The sequence below is a fragment of the Paenibacillus prosopidis genome, assembly GCF_003337375.1.
In the GTDB taxonomy this organism is placed as follows: domain Bacteria; phylum Bacillota; class Bacilli; order Paenibacillales; family Paenibacillaceae; genus Pristimantibacillus; species Pristimantibacillus prosopidis.
The window spans coordinates 241758-264534 of the sequence record NZ_QPJD01000001.1 but is presented as its reverse complement, the minus strand read 5'-3'; the positions used below and the strand labels follow the sequence as shown (position 1 = coordinate 264534).

Sequence of the window (22777 nt, the reverse complement as noted above, 5' to 3'; positions counted from 1 at the left end):
ACAAAATCTTGCTTCGTAAGCTTATGCTTTAAAAATATTAACAGCTGCAGCTTTTATCCGATTCTTCGTTAACCGGCGTCGGATAGTCGTTATTAAAGCATGCCATGCACATGCCGCGATTATAAGCTCCGTCATTGCCGCCCACCGAATCAATAAAGCCTTCATCGCTTAAAAAAGATAAAGAATCCGCATTGATTTGCTTCCGAATTTCCTCGACCGTCCGGTAAGAAGCGATTAATTCTTTGCGGTCTGGTGTATCTATGCCGTAGTAGCAAGGGTTTTTGAAAGGAGGGGATGTGATCCGCACATGCACCTCGGTCGCGCCCGCTTCGCGAAGCAGGTTCACGATACGCAGCGACGTTGTCCCGCGTACGATCGAATCGTCAATCATAACGACGCGCTTGCCTTCTACGACTTTACGAACGGCGGACAGCTTCATTTTGACACCCTTCTCGCGAAGCTCTTGAGAAGGCTGGATGAAGGTCCGGCCGGTATATTTGTTTTTGATCAAACCAAGCTCGTAAGGGATGCCGGTCTGCTCTGCGTAACCGATCGCCGCCGAAATACTCGAATCGGGAACACCGGTTACAATGTCTGCATCGACGAATGATTCGATCGCCAGCTGGCGGCCCATCCGTTTACGCGCAGAGTGAATGTTAATGCCATTAATGTCACTGTCCGGGCGGGCAAAATAAATGTATTCCATCGCGCAGGTCGCGCGTCGCTCTACTTCAGCATAACGGTCCTCGCGCATACCGTCAGCGTCAAAAATCAACATCTCGCCCGGCTGAACATCACGCTCATATGCCGCTCCGATCGTCTCGAATGCACATGATTCAGATGAAAATACGAAGCCGTCGCCGATGCGGCCCATAACAAGCGGACGCAGTCCGTTGGGATCGGAAGCAACGATCAGCTTATCATTCGTCATGATCAGGAAGGCAAAGCCGCCGATAATACGCTGCAAAGCTTCCTTGGCAGCCGTCTCGAAATCCTTCGGCGAGCGTGCGATCAGATGCGCGATAACTTCCGTGTCGCTGGACGTTTGGAAGATCGAGCCCTGCATCTCAAGCTCATGGCGGATTTCAGGCGCGTTCACGATGTTGCCGTTCGTAGCAACCGCAAGGTCACCGTCACGATAGCGGAAAATAAGCGGCTGCGCATTGGCAAGCTTGCTCTCCCCTGCCGTCGAGTAACGGACATGACCGATGGCACGGTCGCCCGCCAGCATATCCAGCTTCTCCTTGTCGAATACTTCCTTTACGAGCCCCATGCCGCGGTGATAGGAGAACTTTTTACCGTTCTTCGTATCAACCGTACAGATGCCCGAGCTTTCTTCGCCGCGGTGCTGAAGCGCATGAAGGCCGTAGTAAGACAGGTTCGACGCTTCGGGGAGATTGAATACCCCGAATACGCCGCATTCCTCACGCAATTTATCAAAAATATCGTCACGGCCAATGCCTTCGTTATAGTGATTTCCCGTCCACAGCAAAGGCTGCTGGCTTATTTCATCAGACATGGAATCGCATCCTTCCAGACCTTCTCCAGTTGTTGTACCGGCGCCTGAATGCCGGCTTTTCCGTTTACGTTAATGGTCAGGCTGCTGCCTTTGACGTTACCGATTTGTGTTTGAACGACGCCTTGCTCCGTCAACCATGCTTGCAATGCTGCCGCTTGCTCCGGCTTCGCCGACAGCAAGATGCGCGATTGCGATTCACTGAACAACAGGTGGTCAGCGCGCAGATCGGTTGTTAACGAAACTTCCGCGCCGAGACGGCCGCTGATGCAGGATTCTGCTACTGCAACCGCAATACCGCCCTCGGACAGGTCATGCGCCGATGCTACGAGACCTTTTTGAATAGCGCCAAGAACGGCATCAAGAACCTTCTTCTCTGTAGCGAGATCAATCTCAGGAGGACGTCCTGCTGCCGCGCCTTCCAACACATACTGCAATTCGCTTCCGCCAAGCTCGGCTTTCGTCTCGCCAACAAGGATAATAACGTCGCCTTCCGCTTTGAAGCCTTGTGTCGTAATGTGATCGATATCGTGAACGAGACCAACCATACCGATTACCGGTGTCGGGTAAATAGCGCCCTTCGCGTTCTCGTTGTACAAGCTTACGTTACCGCCGATAACCGGCGTGTTCAATGTAACACAAGCCTCGGACATGCCGTCTGCCGATTTCTCGAGCTGCCAGAACACTTCCGGCTTCTCCGGGTTACCGAAGTTCAGGTTGTCCGTTACCGCAAGCGGCTCTGCGCCGGAGCAAACGATGTTACGGGCTGCTTCCGCAACCGCAATACGTCCGCCCACTTCCGGATCCAGATATACGTAACGTCCGTTGCAGTCCGTCGTCATTGCAAGCGCCTTGCGCGTGCCGCGAATCGTCACGACTGCCGCGTCGGAGCCCGGTTGAACGGCTGTCGATGTGCGGACCATGTAGTCATATTGATTGTAAACCCACTCTTTGCTGGCTACGGTCGGGGAAGCAAGAACCTTCTCCAAAGCGCCGGTCAAATCGGTTACTTCTGCAAAAGCCGTTGTGTCTACTGCTGCATTTTCGCTGTAGTAAGCAGGCTCTTTCGATGGCTTGTCGTATACCGGGCACTCGTCAACGAGCGCTTTAACCGGCATATCGGCAACCTCTTCGCCTTTGTGGAACAAGCGGAGACGTCCGTCATCCGTCACTTTGCCCACTTTTGCGCAAATGATGCCCCAACGGTCAAAAATTTCTTTCGCTTGCGCTTCATGCTGAGGCTCAACGACGAAGAGCATACGCTCTTGCGACTCGGAAAGCATCATTTCATAAGGCGTCATGCCTGTTTCGCGCTGCGGCACTTCGTCGAGGTAAAGCTCAAGGCCGTTACCTGCTTTGGAAGCCATCTCAGCGCTGGAGCATGTTAGGCCCGCTGCACCCATATCTTGAATACCGAGTACGATGCCGGAATCGATGAGCTCAAGAGTAGCTTCCATAACGAGCTTCTCCATGAACGGATCGCCGACTTGTACCGCGGTACGTTTCTCTTCGGACTCTTCAGACAGCTCGACGGATGCAAAGGTTGCGCCGTGAATACCGTCGCGGCCGGTTGCAGGTCCAACGTAGAAAACCGGGTTGCCTACCCCTTTTGCGACGCCGCGCTGAATTTTATCGTGATCGATAAGACCGACGCACATTGCGTTAACGAGCGGGTTGCCTTCGTAGCTCTCATCGAACATGACTTCGCCGGCCACTGTCGGGATACCGATACAGTTACCATAGCCGGCAATACCGCTAACGACATGCTCGAACAAATATTTAACGCGCTCATTCTCAAGGCGTCCGAAACGCAAGCTGTTCAGCAACGCGATAGGACGTGCGCCCATGGAGAAAATGTCGCGGATAATGCCGCCTACGCCTGTTGCCGCGCCTTGGAAAGGCTCGACCGCAGAAGGATGGTTATGCGATTCGATTTTGAATACGACCGCTTGGTTGTCGCCGATGTCAACGATACCCGCCCCTTCGCCTGGTCCCATCAGAACGCGGGGTCCTGTGACCGGGAACTTTTTCAAAATCGGCTTGGAGTTTTTGTATGAGCAGTGCTCCGACCACATGACGCTGAATACGCCAATCTCCGTGTAGTTGGGCTTACGGCCGAGAAAGCCGCAAATAAGCTCGTATTCATAATCCGATACACCAAATTGGCTGTATATCCGTTGATCGGCAATTTGCTCCGCCGTCGGTTCCTTAGCCGTTAACTGCTGCGCCATGTTGTTCCCTCCATGCATTCAAAATCGATGTAAACATCCGTTTGCCGTCTTCCGAGCCTAACAATTGGTCAATCGCGCGCTCCGGATGCGGCATCATGCCTACCACGTTGCCCGCTTTGTTGCTGATACCCGCAATGTTCTCAACCGATCCGTTAGGGTTCGTATCGCCCGCATAGCGGAAAACGATTTGGTTGTTCGACTTGAGCTCAGCCAGTGTTGCATCGTCACAGTAGTAGTTGCCTTCGCCGTGCGCGATCGGAATATTTATCATTTCGCCTTGCGAATATTGGTTTGTGAAGGCTGTCTTGTTGTTCACCACTTCAAGCTGCTCCTGCTGGCACACGAATTTCAATCCGTTGTTGCGGATCAATGCGCCAGGCAGAAGGCCTGCTTCCGTCAAAATTTGAAAACCGTTGCAGATGCCAAGGATATACTTGCCTGCTTCAGCCGCTTTTTTCACTTCATTCATCACTGCCGCAAACTGGGCAATCGCGCCGCAGCGCAGGTAGTCGCCGTAGGAGAAGCCTCCAGGCACTAGAATAGCGTCATATGCGGAAAGGTCCGTAGCTGTATGCCAAACGTAGTCAACGGACTGGCCGATGGTGTCTTCCACTGCTTTGTAGCAATCGATATCGCAGTTGGAGCCGGGAAATACGAGTACCGCAAACTTCATCGCCTTATCCCTCCAGCTCAAAACGGTAGTCTTCTACAACCGTGTTCGCGAACAGCTTTTCGCACATCGCTTTTACGCGCGTTTCCGCTTCTGCGCGATCGTTCGTGTCCAGCTCAACTTCCAAGTATTTGCCGATGCGCACTTTGCCGACTTCGGAGAAGCCGAGCGAGTGAAGCGCGCCTTGTACAGCGGTTCCTTGCGGATCTAAAACGTTTTGTTTGATGGTGACGTAGACGGTTGCCTTCATAGTAGCCTCCTGAAAATGTGGTTTTTCTCGAAATGATAGTTATAAAAATGTGATGGTCGCTCGGGCGCGTGGGTTATTGCCTACGTCGCTTTCGAAGCCGGGAAATTCTGATTACACGCTATGCGGTAATTTCCCGGCTTCAAGAAGCGATCGCTGTCGCTCTACGGCAACAACCCCCGCTCTCCGAGCTCGCCACATTTCCATAAAAACCTTTGCGAGGATGGTCGGTGAAGCATGGGAGCGAAGCATGGGAGCAGCCGCGCTTGCAGCTGGCTGCGAGCCTTTATTGCGTGGCCGTGCTTGTCGCTGGCCACCTAGAGATTCATGGTGCAGCAGCGTGCTCGCTGGCTGCCTGCATGCGCTGCAGGCGCAACGCCTGCCGCTTGTTACGCTGTTTCTTTCGCGTCAGCTACCCAGCGCCTTCTCGGGCGGGGGCTAAATAACGGTAAATGTTGGGTTATTTCAGCCAGAATGACTGGTTAGCTGCGAATAGCGGTACTTTTGGGCGTTATAGGGTTGGTTTGGGCGTCCTAGCTCAGTTCATTGCTTAATCAGGCCCTTGTTTACTGTTATTTTATTAGCTACGTTCAGCCTTAACGGAATAACGGCTGTTTTTACCGCTATTTGTGCAACCATCGATCCTTCTTGCTGAATAACGTCGGCATTTAGTTCTTTGTCACCGTCAGTACTGCAGCCGCGCTTTGCTGGCTGCTTCACTGACGGTTAAAACCCGTATTTCTATAATTCAACGCCGACTAGGCGGCGGTAGATATCGCGGTAGCGGGCCGTTGTTTCGGCTACTACGGAGTCAGGAAGCGGCGCCGGCTTACTGTCGCGGTCCCAGTCGGAGCCGAGCAGGTAAGTGCGGACCGGTTCTTTGTCCATGCTGTCAATCTCGATGTCCAGGGCGTAATTGCCTTCGGCCCAGAAACGGGAAGAATCCGGCGTAAAAATTTCGTCGATAAGAATGACTTTGCCGTCGATGAGTCCGAATTCGAATTTGCAATCGGCAAGGATTATGCCGCGTTCCGCGCAGTAGCCGTGAGCGAACTCATAAAGCTTGATGCTGCGGTCGCGAAGCTCTTCAGCAAGCTCGGCGCCGACCATATCGGCCATTTTTTCGAACGGGATGTCCTCGTCGTGGCCGACGTCGTTTTTCGCTGCGGGCGTGAAGATTGGAGCGGCAAAACGTTCGTTTTTGCGCATGCCCGCCGGAAGCTCGATGCCGTTGATCGCAGACGTTTGTTGGTATTGTCTCCAACCTCCGCCTGTGATATAGCCGCGTACGACACATTCGATGTCGATGCGCTCCGCTTTGCGGGTAACCATGATGCGGTTCTTGAGCAGCTCAGGCTCGGTTACGATATCGCCGAGCTTCTCTACATCGGTATGAACGACGTGATTGACTTGAATATCGGCCGTTTGCTCGAACCAGTACGCGGACAGTCGGTTAAGCACGTTGCCCTTATCCGGTACAGCCGGGTCGAGCACGTAGTCGAAAGCCGAGATGCGGTCGGTTACGACGATCAGGTAGTGCTCGCCAAGATCGTAAAGCTCGCGAACCTTTCCTTTATAGATCAGCGGAGCCTTAATATAATCGACAGCCGTCGATATCGCTTGCGCTTGTGCGGTCATCAGGCCAGCCTCCCCTTAAATCAATCCCAAACGTGTGAAAATCGTATCGACATGCTTCAGATGCCATGCCGGGTTGAAGCAATCGTCGATTTCTTCGGTCGTCAGCATGCTTGTAATCTCCTCAGTCTCGCCGATGATGTCACGGAACTGACGCTGCGTTTCCCATGCCTGCATCGCGCGGGGCTGAACCGTGTCATAAGCCTTCTCACGGCTGAAGCCTTTGTCGATCAGCTTCGTCAATACGCGTCCGGAGAATGGTACGCCGTATGTCGCTTGCATGTTGCGCTTCATGTTTTCCGGGAACACGGTCAGGTTGTTAATGATGTTGCCCAAACGGTTCAGCATGTAGTTAAGCAGCATAGTCGCGTCCGGCAAAATAATGCGTTCAACCGACGAATGGCTGATGTCACGCTCATGCCAGAGCGCAATGTTCTCATAAGCGGTGACCATATGCCCGCGGATCACGCGGGACAAGCCTGAAATGTTCTCGCAGCCGATCGGGTTCCGTTTGTGCGGCATTGCCGACGAGCCCTTTTGACCTTTTGCGAACGGCTCTTCGACTTCACGGAACTCACTCTTCTGAAGAGCGCGAATTTCAGTTGCGAACTTGTCGAGCGATGAAGCCACCAGTGCAAGTGTCGCCATATATTCAGCGTGACGGTCGCGCTGCAGCGTTTGCGTCGAGATCGGAGCCGGTGTGATGCCGAGCTTTTTGCAAACGAACTCTTCAACGAAAGGATCGATGTCTGCGAAGGTACCGACAGCACCGGACATTTTGCCGAACTGCACGTTGTTAGCCGCATGGTGGAAACGCTCCAGATTACGCTTCATTTCCTCGTACCATAGCGCCATTTTCAAACCGAAGGTAGTAGGCTGTGCATGAACGCCGTGAGTACGGCCCATCATTGGCGTATCTTTATATTGAATCGCTTTATCGCGAAGGATCTCAATAAAACGCTCGATGTCCTTCACCAGTATCTCGTTTGCTTGCTTGAGCAGGTAACCAATTGCAGTATCAACAACGTCTGTGGAAGTGAGGCCGTAGTGCACCCATTTGCCTTCGGGACCTGCCTTTTCCGATACGGCGCGGGTGAACGCGATAACGTCATGGCGGGTATCCAGCTCGATTTCGTAAATCCGGTCAATATCAAAGTCAGCTGATTTGCGGAGCGCCACAACGTCTTCCTTCGGAATAACGCCCAGCTCGGACCATGCCTCGCATGCGCAAAGCTCAACCTCGAGCCATGCTCTAAACTTGTTTTCCTCTGTCCAAATTGCTCTCATTTCCGGTCTGCTGTAACGCTCTAACATCAATCATTCACACCTTCCAAATAGTTGTTTCTTCAATCCAGCTAAGAGCAGCATCTGTGTCCGGCGCCAAAACGTTGACATGACCCATCTTCCGCTTAAATACCGCTTCCTTCTTCCCGTACAAGTGCACCTTCGGCGCCACATCCAGACGTTCCGCCGATTCATCCCTGCGCGACATGAGCTCAAGCAGCGGCTCGACATGCTGTCCAAGCACATTTACCATAACGACTGGGCTCATTAGCGTCGTATCCCCGAGCGGCAGGTTGCAAACCGCGCGCACATGCTGCTCGAATTGCGACGTCCTGCAAGCCTCCATCGTGTAATGCCCGCTGTTATGCGGCCTCGGAGCAAGCTCGTTCACGAACAGCTCGCCATCCGCCGTAACAAACAGCTCCACTGCTATGAGACCGACAACGCCCAGTCCTTCAGCGATCCGCATCGCAAGCTGTTCAGCCTCGCGCTGCACCTCTTCGCTAATTCGCGCCGGGACGATGGATAAATGCAATATATTATCGACGTGAATATTTTCCGCAGCAGGGAACGCTTTTATTTCACCCTGCGGGCTTCGCGCCGCTATAACCGATAATTCCTTGTCGAAGCGAATGAACTGCTCGAGCACAAGCTGGACCCCTGCGCGGGCCAGCGTCTCATACGCTTCCGCGATTTCATCCTCGCTGCGGATGACCCATTGCCCTTTGCCGTCATAGCCGCCCACCGCTGTCTTCAGCACGCAAGGCGTTCCAAAACGCGCTACCGCCTCGCGAAGCTCGTCAACGCTGCGAATCTCGCTGTATGGGGCTACTTGCACGCCTGCCGCTTCTATCGCACGCTTCTCGCGAAGCCGGTGCTGCGTCGTATAGAGCAGCTCGCTGCCCTGAGGTACGTAAGATTCCTCCATCAGCATCGCCGCCACGTCGGCATCGACATTTTCAAACTCATACGTGATGACGTCCGATCGCTTAGCCAGCTCACGTGCTGCTTCATGATCGTCGTAGGCGGCAATGATTTGATCCGCTACCTGTCCGGCCGGCGCATCCGGCGCCGGGTCAAGAGCGACGAACCGGTAGCCCATCGCGCTGCCTGCATTCGCCATCATCCGGCCAAGCTGACCGCCGCCAAGAATGCCGATCGTGCTGCCTGGCAGCAGCGTCTTAACCGGCTGCTTGTCCGCCTCGTTGCTCATAGCGTTTCACTGCTTTCCAGCACTTCCTGCTTCACGCGCTCGCGGCGCGCTTCCACGCGCGCTTGTACCTCAGGATCAAAAGCTCCTAGCATTTGCGCCGCCAGTAAGCCTGCGTTTGTTCCGCCTGCGTTGCCGATCGCTACCGTTGCAACCGGTATGCCGCCCGGCATTTGTACAATGGATAGAAGTGAATCAAGCCCGCTTAGATTCGACGATTTAACAGGAACGCCAATAACCGGCAAAATCGTTTTTGCAGCGACCATGCCGGGTAAATGAGCGGCTCCGCCGGCTCCGGCTATAATCACCTTAAGCCCGCGCTCTACCGCAGTTTCCGCGTATTCAAACATAAGATCCGGCGTCCGGTGCGCCGAAACGACTTTTTTCTCGTAAGGAATTTGCAATTCCTCCAGAACGTCGCAGGCTAATTTCATTGTGTCCCAATCCGATTTGCTGCCCATGATGACGCCCACCTTCGCAGACATGCGATCAAACCCACTTTCATATATGAGATAAAAACCTTTAAACCACTTTAATTGATTTAACCATAACCGTAGAAAAAACAGAAAAAGCCCGTCAGCAACCATAGAATAGGAATGCCGCCGGACCCCGAGCGGAAGCGTAATTGCGGCCGGTTTCATGCGAAATACGGGTCAATTACACTTCTTTCTCGATGAATCCGACGTAAGCGGCGCAGCTTTAGCCAAAGAGACAACAGAAGGCTGCCCCGTAAGAGAGGCAACCTATGTCCAATTAAAGGGCATCTATATGCTGCGTTTATGCGCTGCTATGACGTTACGGACCGCGCCTCTTTCACCTGAGACCTCCGGTTCGCTTCCGCTTGTCGGTTCATCTTGCTCGTAGTCCGGAAATTACGGTTTCCGGGTAGAAACATTCGGGCCATTTCCCGAACATATACGAACTTTCAACATTGGGCGGCATGCTCCGCCTCAAACCTATTCTAGTTTATCTAATCCCCAATCTACTGTCAACAAAATACGAACATTGAAAGAGGATCTTTTATAAAGGTTCGTATTTTTAAAGAAAACGAACGGAAAATCAGAACAGTAAGACCAAAATTAGGTGTATCGTCGGACGGTATTGCTATACCCATGTTTCCGTATTATTCCCATTTCCCGGAATTCCTTCCTTATTAACGAAGAGCAAGCGCAAACGGCTTCGCCGTCCTTTGGAGGCTCAGCTGCGTTTCGCGGTTAAATATAAGCATCGTATAAAGTTCATATTTATACTTTCTTATATTTTAAATCAAATTATTCCCGCGATGCCATGCCTCTTCATGAACGAACTAGGAACGGCTGACGCTGAATACAGTTATAATAATGCCCTTTTTGGCATACGAAGAAGAAAATGAAGTGAAACAGCGAAGGAGATTAGGTAAGGTACTCGCCGGAGAAACCTTATGGGCAATCGCTCAGAAATATGGCGTTACGCTGCAGGACCTGACCAGGGTGAACCAAATTACGAATCCCGCACTAATTTATCCCGGCCAAACGATCGTCATCCCTCAAGCTTCCAAGCCGACGATAGAAGTTAACGCGTACACGGAGAAGTTTGGCACTGAAGGCGTCGAGCTCGTTAACGAAGCTGGTGAATACTTAACGTACTAAAGCCCGTTCAGCTATCGCGTGCAGGCTGACGGCTCAATTACCTCCCTAGACGATTCTGCCGTTATTAATGAGGCCTACGGGAATGTACTCGGCGCAAATTTCACGGTCAAAAAGCTCGTCTTGATAAGCTTGGCAGTAACAGAATAGGGGCTGTCCCAAAAGGTTGTTAACCTTCAGGGACAGCCCCTTATTCGCGATCATCCTGTTACTTGATCATTATAGGAGGTACACTTTACCGCTCGAGCCAGACCGTCTTCGCGCTTGCGGGAGTACGGTGCGGCTCCGGCGCTTTCATATCGGGATATCCGATATAAATAAAGCCGACGAATTGCTCATCCGCCGCGAGCCCGAACGTTTCCTTCATGAGCGGATGATACATCGGATCGCCCGAGCGCCAAATGGCGCCTAGTCCGTTAGCATGCGCGGCGAGCAGCAGGTTTTGCACCGCCGCATGGGCTGCGGCAAGCTCTTCAGCGGGCACGGCACGCGGATCGCCCGGCGGTGAGCATACCGCAGCGATAACAACCGGCGCTCTATACGCTTTGACCCGCTCCTTCGCAAGACGCTCCTCAAGCGGCTGTCCAGTCAGGCCGGGAACAGCGGCGGCGGATACGCGGGCGTATCCTTCGGCAAGCTTTGCCCGTCCTTCTCCCGTCATCACAATAAACGACCACGGCTGCGTATTATGATGACTCGGCGCCCATGTAGCCGCGTCAAGCAGCTTCTCAATAACGTCGCGGTCAACCGGGTCCTTCTTTACTCTTCCAATCGTTCTCCGTGTGCGGATGGCTTCTTCGATGTTCATTTCCGGCCTCTCTCCAATCCACTCTATCATTCAAACAAAAACAAATACTCGCCGTACCCTTCCCGCTCCAATGCATCCTTCGGCACAAACCTCAGCGAAGCAGAGTTAATGCAATAACGGAGTCCCGTCGGCTTCGGCCCGTCGTCAAATACGTGGCCCAAATGCGAATCGCCTTCTTTGCTCCTCACCTCGACGCGTACCATGTAGTGACTCGTATCCGTGTGCTCCGTAACCGCTGCCGCCTGAAGCGGCTTCGTAAAGCTAGGCCAGCCGCAGCCTGCATCATACTTGTCCCGCGAGCTGAAGAGCGGCTCTCCCGATACGATATCGACATAAATGCCGTCCTCGGTATGATCCCAGTATTCGCCGGTAAACGGACGCTCCGTACCGCTGTTTTGCGTCACTTCGTATTGGATCGGGGTTAGACGTTTCTTCAGCTCTTCAGCGTCCTTCTTTACCGTCCAATGCCGTGAAATAAACGCGTCGCGCCCGGAGCCCTTGCGGTACATTTTGTAACGGTACGGATTCGTTTTGTGATAGCCCTGATGGTAATCTTCAGCGGGATAAAACGTTTGGGCCGGCTCGATTTCCGTCACGATCGGCTTGTCGAAGCGACCGCTCGCTTCAAGCGCCTGCTTGGAAGCCACGGCCAGCTTATGCTGCTCCTCGTTATAATAATAGATGCCGGTCCGGTACGATTCGCCACGGTCATGGAACTGGCCGCCCTCGTCGGTCGGATCGATTTGCCGCCAAAATATATCAAGCAGTTTCTCGTAAGGAAACACCTGCGGATCGTACGTGATTTGTACCGCTTCGGTATGACCCGTTGTCTCTGAGCAAACCTCCTGGTAGGTTGGGTTTACGGTGTGGCCGCCCGTATAACCGGATACGACCGATATGATGCCGGGCATTTCTTCAAACGGCGAAACCATGCACCAGAAGCAGCCTCCTGCAAACATCGCCTTCTCCTCTTTGCGGTTACTGCTCTTATTTACGATTGGTTGATCCAAGCTGATCACCCTCCTGATTGATTCAATTGATAACTAGTATCTTTATTATACATGACGAGGATGGTTAACAACAAAGCAAGGGCCGCCGCAGGTTATGCGGTCAGCCCCCTAGATCCGTAACTATTCAAACGCTGTGCCTGGAAAAAAGACCAAGAGCACAGGCAGCGCGCTCGCTCCAGGTGAAGTATACGTGATCGTCACCTCAGGCGGTACCGGTAATTCCGAAGCATCGCTTTCCGGCTGCTCCTGACGGTAAAGCAGAACCCCGTCGGCCGGACTCGCATGGCCGCCTGCCGGTACCGCTATAACCTTCCCGTTCACAGCGACCGCTCCCGAAAAGTTGCCCGCCCGCGGATTCAAAATAATGCGCGTGCCGTAGGCGACGTTTTTGAGCCTAATCGTCGTTACCGCTCCATATTCTCCCCCGTCTACTGTCGCTTCGTCGGTCAGCGCATCCACTCCCGGAATCGTATTGCCGCGGCTGCCCAGACGCAGCTTGCGCTCGGCAATACCGAGCGGCTCGTTCACCTCTATGGACAGATCCGTATTCGCAAACGTTCCGCGATTTCCTACCTTCTCCAGCTGCGGCAAGGCAAACACGACGCTGAGCGGATCGGTGCTCTCCCTGACAGCCATCGTAGAAAATGTCAGCGGTCCATCCGTGTCTACATCAAGCAGGCCGGAGAAGCCTTCATTCGGATTCATGACGATTTTCTCAAGCTCCGGCAGCAGAACGGCGGATGTACCCGGCTCTACGATTAGCTCGCTCGGCTCCGCGCCCTTCAAATATCTCGTCACCGCGGCTGAACCGAATTGAAGCGCACTAACGCTCGGACCTGCAAGACCGCGGCTGCCAATCGTCACCCTGATACTTTCGCTTTGTTCATTCGTAACGACAACAGCCAGCTTAAGCCGCTCCTCCGAGCCGTTGCGGTGATGAATGAACAGCCTGCTCGGTCCGTCCAGCTCATCCTCATATAGCAGTCCTTCGCCAAAAAAACGCTCCGGCGCATTCGACATGTACAACGTGCGTCCGCCTCTAGATTCAAGCGTCTCGACCTCCGGATAGCTGTTCATCAGCTTCGTATCGACCGTAAATTTATCTCCGGGGTTGCCATAGCGCATATGATATTCAAAAGGCGTATACATCACTTCGTCGGTCACGCGAATTTCTTGCGCCTTCTGGACGCTGCGCGCTCCTTCATTGTCGATCACGGTAAGCGTAACGGTATAAACGCCTGGCTCGAAATAGGCGTTTTTACGTCCCGACCATTCCGCCTTCGCTATCTTCCCGTCCGGATCGTAGCTGAGATCCTCGAATACGACCGGTTCGCCAAGCTTCACCTCTGCCGGCGCTTTAAAATCGGCTACCGGAACGGCGTTCGGGTCCGGCTGAATCGTAATATCAATTTGCTTCAGCTGCGAATTGTACGTATAGCTTCCCGTCCACAGCTGCTTAATGGCCGTCAGCGGAACATGCATCGTCCCGTTAATACGAACCGCAGCAGCAGTAAGCAATTGGTAGCTGTTGTTGCGTCTCGCCCCCCGCATATTAACGTTCAATGTCACTTTATTCGCATATGTATCGATATGAGTGCCCATTTGATCATTATAGACTTTCGCTCCTACCGCTCCCGCGATCGTATGAATGGGGATCATCGTTGTCCCTTTTACAACCGGCAGCGGTGCTGCCAATTGCTGTACCTTGCCGTTCACTTCCACCTGCTTCTGACCATGCACGTACATGATTTGCGCCGGCTGACGTCCTGCTGCATAGACGTGAGCATGTGTTCCTAATCCCGTTCCCGCAAGGGAAATCAGCAGGCTGGCCGCGATAACGCGTTTCGCGATTCGTGTGCCTATTTTCCCGTTTTTCATCTCAATCTCCTCCCGGTGCGCGGCATTAGCTGCCGCAGCCCGTATCGTTAGACGCATATAAGAGGCGAAAAGTTCCGTAAGACAGTGAAAATTTCCATTAATCACCACCTGCATAGGGAGACATACCCTACTCTCTTTGTTACAATAAGGTGACATCCGCAACTATTTTGCATCGATAGATCGTCCTAAATTTATGATCCGCAGCTTGCAGTTCGTTCATCCGATCGCCGGTGCAAGTGACCAACAAGAGAGGTGAATGAATAAATGAGTGATTTAATTTTGGAGCAGCGAACAGCCAGCCCATACGACAGAAAGACGCGCAAAAAGAGAGGAAACCGTACGTTTCTTGTTTTCATAGGCGTGTGGCTTGTCCTTATATGCTCCGGCATACTAGGCGCGAAGTGGTATACCGACCGTATTCAGCAGAAGATTGCCGCAGATCTTGAGCGGCAAACCGCCAGCCAAATTACAGCGATGCAGCAAACCTACGAAGCGCGTATGCTGGAGCTGGAGACAAACTACACCGCGGATCTTGCCGAGCTGAAAGCAAAGGTCGACGCGCTGAATGAACTGCTTACTTTTACGAAGGACAATGCTGATTCCAAAACAGACAACAGCAACAAGCTGTATACGCAATTAAATGAAGTGAAGAAACAGTTGAACGAACTGAAAAAAAGCTTGGATGTGCTCAAATGAATTTGACTGTCAAAACGTTAAACCGAACGGCATTGCTTGCCTTCACGCCTTTTTTAGGCATTATGATATGGCTGCTATTATCCGATATCGTTATCCAATTATCCGAGGATGCCTTTCCGGAAGCACGGACGGAACAAACGCCGCTGCCTTCCGCCGAAATGAAGTCCGCTGCGTCGGGTCTAGATCAAGCGCAGGAAACGGCGGCGCAAACCCGTCAATCCATTCAAAAGCAATTGAAGCTGTACAATCAAACGAATGCCGACATGGCGAAAATATCGGCGATGGCCGCCTCGCAAGCGATGAGGCCGCTGGAGATTTACGACCGCAACATTACGCAGAAGCTCGGCAAGCCTGCCGCCACGATCGAATCGGACAAGCTTAGAGCCCAGCTTTTCTATATACAAACGGAAAACTTCAAATCGTATGCGCTGAAGGTCAAACTGAAGAGCAGCGATGCAATGAAGATGACGTTAGGCGGGGACGAGCTGGGTAGGGCGGAAACTACGCTCGCGGCCGTGAACCGGCACCGCGCAGCTGCCGGTGTCAACGCGGGAGGGTACGCCGACGGCGGAGGCAAGCGTTACCCGCTGAGCACGACAATCGTGGATGGAGATTATGCAACGGGTTTTGAGGCTCCGCATGCGAATTTATTTTTTGTCGGGTTGAACGATCAGAACGAGCTCATTGGCGGGAAGTTCTCCAGCAAGCGGCAGCTGGATGCCAAAAAACCAAAGTTCGGCGCCTCCTTCGTACCGGTCTTGCTGCTCGGCGGCTCGCCGCAGCCGATTCCGGCCAAATGGCAGACGAGCCCGAAGCGCGCTCCGCGTACGGTCATCGCCAATTATAAGGATGATCAGCTGCTGTTCCTCGTCGCCGACGGCTACAACGAGTCGGGCAGCTCCGGCGCAACGCTGGGCGAAATGCAAATTTTGCTGCAGCGCTACGGCGCGGTGGACGGCTATAACCTCGATGGCGGCGGCTCTTCTTCGCTTATTTTCAACGGCCGGGTCATAAACAAACCGTCAGACGGCCAGCTGCGCAAGCTGCCGACGCATTTTTTGTTTTTCAAATAAATAGGCGTGCATAGCGCGATCGTCATGATTTCGGAATATACTATTACCGAATACCCTAACCCGCTCTTCTACTTTCTGCCGGAAAGGAGCAGCCATGATGGGAATCGGAACGGAATGGTACCGCAAGACGTTATTGACGATCACGGGAATTCCGCTTGTGGAGAAGCTCTCGACAACCTATGGTAAAAGGCTGGCCAGCCGCTTTATTGCCGGGGAGACACTCGAGGAAGCGCTGGATGAAATTGAGGCGTTAGGCAAGCTTGGCATTATGGCCACGCTTGACCATCTCGGCGAGGGCATTCAGCAGCTTAGCGAGGCTGCCGCATACAAGGAGCAGTATTTAAAGCTTATTGAAGGGATCGCCGCGCGAAAAGTAAATTCCAACGTATCGTTAAAACCGACGCAAATGGGGCTCGCATTGAATCAGGAAGCATGCTGCTCGAACATCCGGGAAGTAGTGAAGCATGCCAGACGCTACCGGAACTTCGTCCGAATCGATATGGAAAACACGCCGTACACGCAGGCGACGATCGATATCGTGAGACGGCTCCACAAGGAAGGCTTAAAAAACGTCGGAACCGTGCTGCAGGCTTACCTTTTCCGAACCGAGCAGGACGCCAAGGATTTATTGCGCGAGCGCGTAAACCTCCGGCTTGTCAAAGGAGCCTACAAGGAATCAAGTGATGTCGCCTACCAGAAGACAGCCGAGGTCATAGAAAGCTTCAAAAATATAATCAAGCTGCATTTGGATAATGGCGTTTATACAGCCATTGCCTCGCATGATGACGCCATTATTAGCTGGGTTAAAGCTTACGTGCGCACGAAGCGGATTCAAAAGCATGCTTTTGAATTTCAAATGCTGTACGGCCTGCGAATGAATGAGCAAGCACGGCTCGCCAAAGAGGGCTATCGAATCCGCTGCTATGTCCCTTACGGCGTGATGTGGTATCCATACTTCACCCGCCGCCTTGCCGAAAAACCAGCCAACCTGATGATGGTGCTCAAAAATATGTCCGCCCTAAAACGCTGATGCCCTCCATAGAAGGCGTCAGCGTTTTTTCTCACGTATGCCTCGCGCCAAATTTATAGGATATGGCCGCTTTCAACAACTGCATGTCACGTTCGCCGTCCAAATATAACCGCTCAGCTTCCTGCTGCGTAACAGCCTCGAACCTGAAGCGGTCCCCGGGCTTTAGCTGGGCAAATACCGGAATATCGACCGTGGCCACCTGAGCGATTCGCGGATAGCCGCCGGTCGTCTGCCGGTCGGCTAGCAGAACGATTGGATTGCCGTCAGGCGGAACCTGTACCGTTCCGTTAGCCACAGCCTCCGATAGCATTTCGGCAGGTGAAGACAGCTGAAGCTTCTGCGTGCCTTCCAGACGGCAGCCCATTCGATCCGATTGCACGCCGATGCGGAATGTTTGGTTGAACAGATCTTCCTGACTCCCCGGCGTAAACAAATCAAAGTGTGTGCCAGGTATAGCGCGAATGATCGGTTCAGCAAGATTTTCTGCTATAGCGAAGTGGCTGGCATGCCAATTGGATGCCGAAAAGCCCCCCTCAAAACCTGCACTCAATGCCGCATGAATCCGTGCCGACAATAGACTCGGCTGCTTAACGGCCAGCACATCCCCTGCCTTCATCGCTCTTCCCTCAAAGCCTCCGATGGAACCGCGCAAATACGTGCTTCTGCTTCCCATTACTTCCGGTACGTCGAATCCGCCTGCTGCGGCAAGATACGAACGGCAGCCAGAGCGGTATGCACTGAATTTGACAACAGCGCCTGCCCTGATGAGCACTGGTCTCCACAAGGGCATAGCTTGGCCATCAATTGTTACGGACATATCCCCGCCGCAAACAGCGATGACCATCTCACTTTCAATAACCAGCTCCGTTCCGGTAAGCGTTATTTCCAGCACCGCTTCGCGGTCCGCATTGCCGACTAACCAATTAGCCGTTCGTGCCGCACCCGTGTCCATGACTCCGCCGGCTACGACTCCATATTTTTGAAAGCCATACCTGCCGAGGTCTTGAACCGTAGTGAGCAAACCCGGACGTAACACTTTTATACGATAGCTGCTCATAGCGCACCTTCTAAATACAGGTTGTATTGTTCCTTCGTAATTGGCTTAAAGCGTACTGAATCGCCAGATCTCAGCAGGCTCGGAACCGCTTCGCGGGGACTGAACAGCTCAAGCGGCGTCCTGCCGATCAACTGCCAGCCGCCTGGCGTCGCAACCGGATAAACGCCTGTCTGCCCGCCGGCAATGCCTACGCTTCCTTGCGGAATGACCGTTCTCGGCGATTGGCGGCGCGGCGCGGCAATCCGTTCCGACATGCCTCCCAAATAAGGAAAGCCCGGCGCAAAGCCCAGCATATAGACCAAGTAGGAGGCGCTTGTATGAATAGCCACGACTTCCTCCTCAGATAGGCCGTTATGCGCGGCCACAAAACTAAGATCGGGACCAAACTCGCCGCCGTAGCAGACGGGGATCTCAATCGTTCGACGATCGGTATCCGCACCGGAAAGCTCCGCCGCCGATAAAATGAGCTGCAGCCGGGAGCAAACCGTCTCATATATCGTTGCGTGTATGCTCTCTGAAAAAACACGACTTTTCTTAACTGCGACCGGGTCATAGTGAATGGCAGCAGATGCGAATGCCGGAACACATTCAATCATGCCGGCAAAGGGATGTTCCTCCAAATATGCGGTCAACGCTCCTACTTTACGGTGCGTCGCCTCGTCAATGCCATCGCCCAAACGAATAATAACGGCAGAGTCACCGAGCGGAAGAAGCTCATAGTTAGCATCATTAGTTATTAACATCGTCGCCTCCACTCTAAGCCCCCGCTTTCATGACTGAAATTCCCGCGGCCTCCAAAGCATTCCGCAAATGGATGACATGCTCCAAGGCACCCGGCGTATCGCCGTGCACGCATACGGAATCCGCTTTTAAAACGATCATGCTCTGCTGGCGCGTACGAACCTCACCCCGCATGATCATCCTTACCGCTTGCTCTGCCGCGAGCTTCGGGTCTACGATAACAGCCCCTTCCGTTCCCCGCGGCGTAAGCGATCCGTCAGCTTCATAAGAGCGGTCCGCGAACACCTCGTTGACCGTACGCAGTCCAATCGCTTCGCCGGCGCGAACGAGCTCACTGCCCGATAGACCGAATAACATAAGCTGAGGGTCAACCTTGTAGACCGCCTCCGCAATCGCTTTTGCAAGCGGCTTGCTCTTCGCCGCCATGTTATAGAGAGCGCCATGCGGTTTGACATGCGCCACGCTTCCACCCTCCGACTTGGCAAACGCGTAGACCGCCCCGATCTGATACACGGTCATCTCATAGGCCTCCTGCGGCGAAATGTCCATCGACCTTCTGCCGAAGCCGGTTAAATCCGGCAATCCGGGGTGAGCGCCAATCCCGACATGATGCTGCATCGCCAGCTTAACCGCAGCCCGTATCGTTGCAGCATCTCCCGCATGAAAGCCGCAAGCAATATTCGCCGAAGTTATGTATTTCATCAGCTCGCCGTCAGAGCTTGTCCTGTAAACGCCAAAGCCTTCGCCCATATCGCAATTCAAATCGATTCGATTCATCGTATTCCCCCTCCAGCCTGCGTCAGTTTGGCAAAATAATCGACTGTAAACTCTCGAAAGAGAACAGCGGCTTTCTTTAAATATCGATCTGCAGGCCAGTAGAGCTTAATGGTTCGTGTGCTTAGGGGTTCCTCAATTGGCAGCAAAACGACAGAAGCTCCTGTCGAGCCTCCCCAAGTGACAGCGGGAATAAAGGCTACGCCCAGACCGGCTTTGATGAGCCCTCGAACCGTAGCGGGATCATCGCTTTCGAAAATGATGTTCGGCAAAAATCCGGCTTGCTTGCATAACAGATCTGTCGTTTCCCGGAGCGTTTTGCCGGCACTTAGACTAAGGAATGCTTCTTCTGACAGTTCAGCAAGTTTGACGCTGGAGCGATCGGCTAAAGGATGCCCGGCTGGCACGGCTAATAGAATTTCTTCAGTCAGCAAAGTTAGGTTGTCAGTGGATGGATTCATACTCAAAGAAGTAGAAAGGCACAAGTCATATGACGGCTGATGGACATGTCCCGCAGCATGCTGAAGCAGATTGAAGTGAATTCCCGGATAGTGTTGACGAAAGGAAGCAAGCAGATCAGGAAGAAGATGTGAAGCCACCTCTACGTAGAGATTTACAGCGTTTGTACTATTCTCGGATACATCCTGCAGAGCGACTTTCCCATCCTCCAAGGCATTCAAGGCCGTAGTCACATACTTCAAAAATAATTTGCCTTGATCGTTCAACCGGATAAACTTGCTTTCCCGGTCAAACAGTTTTGTGTCGAGATCCTTTTCCAGCGTGGATATCATTTTGCTAAGCGCAGGTTGGGTTATGCGTAATTCTTCTGCGGATTTAGTCATATGCTGCAGTCTTGCGACCGTTTGAAAATACTTCAGCTGCAGAAGCTCCATCTGTTCACCTCCTATTATTTATAGATTAGAAGTTATGTAAGTTATAAATTATTATACATTATTAATTATTGATTTAACCATATATACTTATGAAAGCGCTTCAATAACAGGCGCGACTATTTTAGGGAGGGTAATGCAATATGAGATTAAGAGGACTATTGCTAAGATGGGGTCTTGTTTTCACACTGGCAATCGGTTTGGCGGGTCCTGCTTACGCAGATTCAACCATGCGTTCTACGGAAAGTGGAGCAGCTGTGAAGAAGCTTGTAGAAGCAGGACTCATAAAAGGTGACGGGAAAGGCGTAACGAATATATATTTGAATAAAAATGCCACTCTTCTGCAGGCGGGGCTCATTTACTTGCGCTTGAAAGGGCTAGAGCAGGAGGCTTTAAACTACATCGCCAAGGAAGGCTCAGGCTATACGGATGCAGGCGGCAAACAGAACCAGGCAGTCATTGCCTATTTAAGGGCTCATCCCCATCTCGCATTGCTTGGGTTCGGAGGCAGCGAATTAGAGCCTCAGAAGCAAATTACCGGCCCCCAATATGCTTCCCTTTTACTCAAAGTGTTGGGATATGAGGCGGGAATCGATTATCAGGCTAATCATGCGCTGTTGTTCGCCAGACAGAAAGGAGTGACGACGTTGAGCGACGGAGGGCTGATTAATCGCGACATCGTTGCTTCAACCTACCAGGCATTGAATATGACACCTAAGAATGAAACGATCACAGGGCTAAAAAAGTGGCAAATGAGAATGAAGAAAGATGCCTATGTGCCGGATGTAACGGTTAAAACAAAATATGGTGATGTACAGGGTGTGCAGCTTACAAATTCGTCTTCGATCAGTTGGTTAGGCGTACCCTATGCGAAACCGCCAATTGGTGATCTTCGCTGGAAAGCTCCACGAAATCCGGATTCTTGGACGGGAAAGCTGGAAACCGTTCGCTATCAGCAAACCTGCGTCCAGACGGTAAACGGCAAAATTACAGGGAGCGAGGATTGCTTGTATCTGAATATATGGCGGCCGAACCAAGCAAGCTCCAAGCTTCCGGTTCTTGTATTTACGCATGGCGGAGGAAATGTAGGCGGGTCGGGCAGCAGCTTCGTCGGAGACAAACTGGCTACCGCCGCAAACAGCGTCGTCATAACAATAAACTATCGGCTTGGGGCAATGGGGTATTTTCGTCATCCTGCTCTGCAAACGGGTAATCCCTCGGATGATTCAGGGAACTATGGTTTATTGGATATCTTACAATCACTTAAATGGGTACAGGAAAACATTGAGCAATTCGGCGGTGATTCGGAGAACGTAACCCTTGCAGGACAGTCGGCGGGAGCACGTGATGTTTTGGCTGCCGTCATATCTCCTTATGGCAAAGGATTATTCCAGAAAGCCGTCGTACTGAGCGGTGGCATGACTACCTCCGATCCAAAGGCCGGTGAGGAGAAGGCTGCCAATGCCCTTGTGAAACTAGTTCAAACGGAAGGGAAAGCAGCTACCGCCGAGGAAGCACAAGCTTGGATCAACAAGCAGTCTAAAACCGAGCTTTCTGCCTATTTGAGGGGAATCAAACCGGAAGCGATTGCCGTTTATTATACGGATCCGGCAATTCGAATGGCTCCATTCCCTCATCTGTTCAGAGATGGAGCGATTATCCCTAAAAAAGGTTTTGATCAGATCGCCTCAGGAGATTACAACAAAGTACCTATGATTTTGGGAAGTGAACAAACCGAATTTTCCGCTTTTGCCTTTGGCGATCCTTATTTCGCAAGTGCTGCAATCGACGGCAGTATTTTCAAAGATAATAAGAAACTGAAGCAGTATCAAGCCGCTGTACAATTTGGCAGTGAGTTATATGCCGGGTTTAATGTAGAACGGGTCGCTGAAGAATTGACGATGCAAAAGGATCAGCCTGCCGTTTACGGTTACCGCTTTGCTTGGGGGACGAGAGACGGAATCATTTCATCCCAGCTGCAGACGTTGTTTGGGGCAACACATGGAGCAGACCTCGATTTTTATACCGGACATACAACCGGACTTGCGTCATACTTCGGAAAAAGCTATTACAATGATGAGAATCTGGCTGGAAGACAAGAGCTTGCCGCTGCGATGACGCGTTATTTAAAGTACTTCCTATATACGGGAAACCCCAACAGCCAACAGAATGTAGAATGGAAGCCATGGCATGCAGGCGATGGTGTGGAACGTATTCTCCGGTTGGACGGGGAAAAAGATCACGCTGTAATTGAAATGTCAGATGAATATTTAACGGTTAGTGCCACAAAAAAGCGAATGAAACAGGAGCTTAGTCAAGAAGATTTAGACTTACTCGAGACAAAAATTTTCGCTGGCCGGTTTTTCGTAGATATACCTTAAAAAGCTAATCTAAGCAGCCTT

Annotated in this window: 23 protein-coding genes and 1 riboswitch; of the genes, 7 read left to right on the top strand and 16 right to left on the bottom strand. The window is 52.3% G+C overall.

Annotated elements, in window-relative coordinates; genetic code table 11:
• Positions 1-37 precede the first annotated feature (37 nt).
• From purF to purS, 4 genes are read right to left on the bottom strand one after another with little or no spacing between them, the layout of a single operon-like run.
• Positions 38-1519, bottom strand: coding sequence for an amidophosphoribosyltransferase (gene purF / locus DFP97_RS01125; RefSeq protein WP_114378128.1), 1482 nt, complete (start codon positions 1517-1519; stop codon positions 38-40).
• Positions 1504-3747, bottom strand: coding sequence for a phosphoribosylformylglycinamidine synthase subunit PurL (gene purL / locus DFP97_RS01120; RefSeq protein WP_114378127.1), 2244 nt, complete (start codon positions 3745-3747; stop codon positions 1504-1506). Before purL ends, purF begins: the two co-directional genes overlap by 16 nt.
• Positions 3725-4420, bottom strand: coding sequence for a phosphoribosylformylglycinamidine synthase subunit PurQ (gene purQ, locus DFP97_RS01115; protein WP_114378126.1), 696 nt, complete (start codon positions 4418-4420; stop codon positions 3725-3727). Before purQ ends, purL begins: the two co-directional genes overlap by 23 nt.
• A gap of 4 nt (positions 4421-4424) precedes the next feature.
• Positions 4425-4667 (bottom strand): phosphoribosylformylglycinamidine synthase subunit PurS, encoded by a 243-nt coding sequence (gene purS / locus DFP97_RS01110; protein ID WP_114378125.1) that lies wholly within the window; start codon positions 4665-4667, stop codon positions 4425-4427.
• Between the two features lie 76 nt (positions 4668-4743).
• Between purS and DFP97_RS30375 the strand changes: the two genes are divergently transcribed.
• A complete protein-coding gene (locus DFP97_RS30375; RefSeq protein ID WP_147275006.1) occupies positions 4744-5106 on the top strand; it encodes a hypothetical protein in 363 nt (120 codons plus the stop codon).
• Positions 5107-5207: 101 nt separating this feature from the next.
• On the opposite strand, the gene DFP97_RS30535 is transcribed toward DFP97_RS30375, so the two are convergent.
• Genes DFP97_RS30535 through purE form a run of 5 tightly spaced genes read right to left on the bottom strand, consistent with a single transcriptional unit; the run spans position 5208 to position 9278 of the window.
• Entirely contained in the window at positions 5208-5384 is a 177-nt protein-coding gene (locus tag DFP97_RS30535) for a hypothetical protein (protein ID WP_181873305.1), read from the bottom strand.
• A 21-nt stretch (positions 5385-5405) separates the two neighbouring features.
• Positions 5406-6302 (bottom strand): phosphoribosylaminoimidazolesuccinocarboxamide synthase, encoded by an 897-nt coding sequence (locus tag DFP97_RS01100; protein WP_114378123.1) that lies wholly within the window; start codon positions 6300-6302, stop codon positions 5406-5408.
• A 15-nt stretch (positions 6303-6317) separates the two neighbouring features.
• A complete protein-coding gene (gene purB / locus DFP97_RS01095) occupies positions 6318-7613 on the bottom strand; it encodes an adenylosuccinate lyase (RefSeq protein ID WP_114378122.1) in 1296 nt (431 codons plus the stop codon).
• Between the two features lie 7 nt (positions 7614-7620).
• The gene (purK, locus tag DFP97_RS01090; RefSeq protein ID WP_114378121.1) at positions 7621-8796 is read right to left on the bottom strand and encodes a 5-(carboxyamino)imidazole ribonucleotide synthase; all 1176 of its coding nucleotides are present in this window, start codon (positions 8794-8796) and stop codon (positions 7621-7623) included.
• A complete protein-coding gene (gene purE, locus DFP97_RS01085; protein ID WP_114378329.1) occupies positions 8793-9278 on the bottom strand; it encodes a 5-(carboxyamino)imidazole ribonucleotide mutase in 486 nt (161 codons plus the stop codon). The genes purK and purE overlap by 4 nt, the downstream gene beginning before the upstream one ends.
• A 154-nt stretch (positions 9279-9432) precedes the next feature.
• Here purE and DFP97_RS30530 point away from each other — a divergent pair, with 154 nt between their 5' ends.
• On the top strand, positions 9433-9657 hold the full coding sequence (locus DFP97_RS30530) for a hypothetical protein (protein WP_181873304.1): 225 nt from the start codon (positions 9433-9435) through the stop codon (positions 9655-9657).
• Positions 9635-9734, bottom strand: a riboswitch (purine riboswitch). (Overlaps the previous gene by 23 nt.)
• A gap of 432 nt (positions 9735-10166) precedes the next feature.
• Complete coding sequence (locus tag DFP97_RS01080) at positions 10167-10421, top strand: LysM peptidoglycan-binding domain-containing protein (protein WP_181873303.1); 255 nt, start codon at positions 10167-10169, stop codon at positions 10419-10421.
• Between the two features lie 232 nt (positions 10422-10653).
• On the opposite strand, the gene DFP97_RS01075 is transcribed toward DFP97_RS01080, so the two are convergent.
• The 3 genes from DFP97_RS01075 to DFP97_RS01065 all read right to left on the bottom strand — a co-directional run bounded on the left by DFP97_RS01075 (position 10654) and on the right by DFP97_RS01065 (position 14114).
• Positions 10654-11226, bottom strand: a complete 573-nt coding sequence (locus DFP97_RS01075; RefSeq protein WP_114378119.1) for a nitroreductase family protein — start codon at positions 11224-11226, stop codon at positions 10654-10656.
• A 26-nt stretch (positions 11227-11252) separates the two neighbouring features.
• Entirely contained in the window at positions 11253-12185 is a 933-nt protein-coding gene (gene msrB, locus DFP97_RS01070; protein WP_114378328.1) for a peptide-methionine (R)-S-oxide reductase MsrB, read from the bottom strand.
• Positions 12186-12356: 171 nt separating this feature from the next.
• On the bottom strand, positions 12357-14114 hold the full coding sequence (locus DFP97_RS01065) for a stalk domain-containing protein (protein ID WP_181873302.1): 1758 nt from the start codon (positions 14112-14114) through the stop codon (positions 12357-12359).
• A 264-nt stretch (positions 14115-14378) separates the two neighbouring features.
• Between DFP97_RS01065 and DFP97_RS01060 the strand changes: the two genes are divergently transcribed.
• From DFP97_RS01060 to DFP97_RS01050, 3 genes are all read left to right on the top strand, one after another.
• Positions 14379-14810: a hypothetical protein gene (locus DFP97_RS01060; RefSeq protein WP_114378117.1), complete on the top strand. Its 432-nt coding sequence runs from the start codon at positions 14379-14381 to the stop codon at positions 14808-14810.
• Positions 14807-15883 (top strand): phosphodiester glycosidase family protein, encoded by a 1077-nt coding sequence (locus DFP97_RS01055; protein WP_114378116.1) that lies wholly within the window; start codon positions 14807-14809, stop codon positions 15881-15883. Before DFP97_RS01060 ends, DFP97_RS01055 begins: the two co-directional genes overlap by 4 nt.
• A gap of 97 nt (positions 15884-15980) precedes the next feature.
• A complete protein-coding gene (locus DFP97_RS01050) occupies positions 15981-16913 on the top strand; it encodes a proline dehydrogenase family protein (protein ID WP_114378115.1) in 933 nt (310 codons plus the stop codon).
• A 31-nt stretch (positions 16914-16944) separates the two neighbouring features.
• Here DFP97_RS01050 and DFP97_RS01045 read toward each other — a convergent pair whose 3' ends face one another.
• The 4 genes from DFP97_RS01045 to DFP97_RS01030 are packed head-to-tail and all read right to left on the bottom strand — an operon-like array spanning position 16945 to position 20378.
• Positions 16945-17970 (bottom strand): 5-oxoprolinase subunit C family protein, encoded by a 1026-nt coding sequence (locus tag DFP97_RS01045; RefSeq protein ID WP_114378114.1) that lies wholly within the window; start codon positions 17968-17970, stop codon positions 16945-16947.
• On the bottom strand, positions 17967-18713 hold the full coding sequence (pxpB, locus tag DFP97_RS01040) for a 5-oxoprolinase subunit PxpB (RefSeq protein WP_147275005.1): 747 nt from the start codon (positions 18711-18713) through the stop codon (positions 17967-17969). The genes DFP97_RS01045 and pxpB overlap by 4 nt, the downstream gene beginning before the upstream one ends.
• A gap of 13 nt (positions 18714-18726) precedes the next feature.
• Positions 18727-19488 carry a LamB/YcsF family protein gene (locus DFP97_RS01035; protein ID WP_114378113.1) on the bottom strand — a complete coding sequence of 254 codons (762 nt, stop codon included), beginning with the start codon at positions 19486-19488 and terminating at the stop codon, positions 18727-18729.
• A complete protein-coding gene (locus tag DFP97_RS01030) occupies positions 19485-20378 on the bottom strand; it encodes a LysR family transcriptional regulator (RefSeq protein ID WP_114378112.1) in 894 nt (297 codons plus the stop codon). Before DFP97_RS01030 ends, DFP97_RS01035 begins: the two co-directional genes overlap by 4 nt.
• 140 nt (positions 20379-20518) lie before the next feature.
• On the opposite strand from DFP97_RS01030, the gene DFP97_RS01025 reads away from it, so the two are divergent.
• On the top strand, positions 20519-22756 hold the full coding sequence (locus tag DFP97_RS01025) for a carboxylesterase family protein (protein WP_114378111.1): 2238 nt from the start codon (positions 20519-20521) through the stop codon (positions 22754-22756).
• Positions 22757-22777: the final 21 nt, after the last annotated feature.

Excerpts from the sequence above, each read along its gene's own strand:
- DFP97_RS01035 (WP_114378113.1), bottom strand. The coding sequence starts at position 19,488 with ATGAATCGAATCGATTTGAATTGCGATATGGGCGAAGGCTTTGGCGTT.
- DFP97_RS01025 (WP_114378111.1), top strand. The coding sequence starts at position 20,519 with ATGAGATTAAGAGGACTATTGCTAAGATGGGGTCTTGTTTTCACACTG.
- DFP97_RS01065 (WP_181873302.1), bottom strand. The coding sequence starts at position 14,114 with ATGAAAAACGGGAAAATAGGCACACGAATCGCGAAACGCGTTATCGCG.
- msrB (WP_114378328.1), bottom strand. The coding sequence starts at position 12,185 with ATGTTTGCAGGAGGCTGCTTCTGGTGCATGGTTTCGCCGTTTGAAGAA.
- pxpB (WP_147275005.1), bottom strand. The coding sequence starts at position 18,713 with ATGTTAATAACTAATGATGCTAACTATGAGCTTCTTCCGCTCGGTGAC.
- DFP97_RS01055 (WP_114378116.1), top strand. The coding sequence starts at position 14,807 with ATGAATTTGACTGTCAAAACGTTAAACCGAACGGCATTGCTTGCCTTC.
- purE (WP_114378329.1), bottom strand. The coding sequence starts at position 9,278 with ATGTCTGCGAAGGTGGGCGTCATCATGGGCAGCAAATCGGATTGGGAC.
- purB (WP_114378122.1), bottom strand. The coding sequence starts at position 7,613 with ATGTTAGAGCGTTACAGCAGACCGGAAATGAGAGCAATTTGGACAGAG.
- purL (WP_114378127.1), bottom strand. The coding sequence starts at position 3,747 with ATGGCGCAGCAGTTAACGGCTAAGGAACCGACGGCGGAGCAAATTGCC.
- purQ (WP_114378126.1), bottom strand. The coding sequence starts at position 4,420 with ATGAAGTTTGCGGTACTCGTATTTCCCGGCTCCAACTGCGATATCGAT.
- DFP97_RS01050 (WP_114378115.1), top strand. The coding sequence starts at position 15,981 with ATGGGAATCGGAACGGAATGGTACCGCAAGACGTTATTGACGATCACG.
- DFP97_RS01075 (WP_114378119.1), bottom strand. The coding sequence starts at position 11,226 with ATGAACATCGAAGAAGCCATCCGCACACGGAGAACGATTGGAAGAGTA.
- purK (WP_114378121.1), bottom strand. The coding sequence starts at position 8,796 with ATGAGCAACGAGGCGGACAAGCAGCCGGTTAAGACGCTGCTGCCAGGC.
- DFP97_RS30530 (WP_181873304.1), top strand. The coding sequence starts at position 9,433 with ATGCGAAATACGGGTCAATTACACTTCTTTCTCGATGAATCCGACGTA.
- purS (WP_114378125.1), bottom strand. The coding sequence starts at position 4,667 with ATGAAGGCAACCGTCTACGTCACCATCAAACAAAACGTTTTAGATCCG.
- DFP97_RS01060 (WP_114378117.1), top strand. The coding sequence starts at position 14,379 with ATGAGTGATTTAATTTTGGAGCAGCGAACAGCCAGCCCATACGACAGA.
- purF (WP_114378128.1), bottom strand. The coding sequence starts at position 1,519 with ATGTCTGATGAAATAAGCCAGCAGCCTTTGCTGTGGACGGGAAATCAC.
- DFP97_RS01045 (WP_114378114.1), bottom strand. The coding sequence starts at position 17,970 with ATGAGCAGCTATCGTATAAAAGTGTTACGTCCGGGTTTGCTCACTACG.
- DFP97_RS01030 (WP_114378112.1), bottom strand. The coding sequence starts at position 20,378 with ATGGAGCTTCTGCAGCTGAAGTATTTTCAAACGGTCGCAAGACTGCAG.
- DFP97_RS01100 (WP_114378123.1), bottom strand. The coding sequence starts at position 6,302 with ATGACCGCACAAGCGCAAGCGATATCGACGGCTGTCGATTATATTAAG.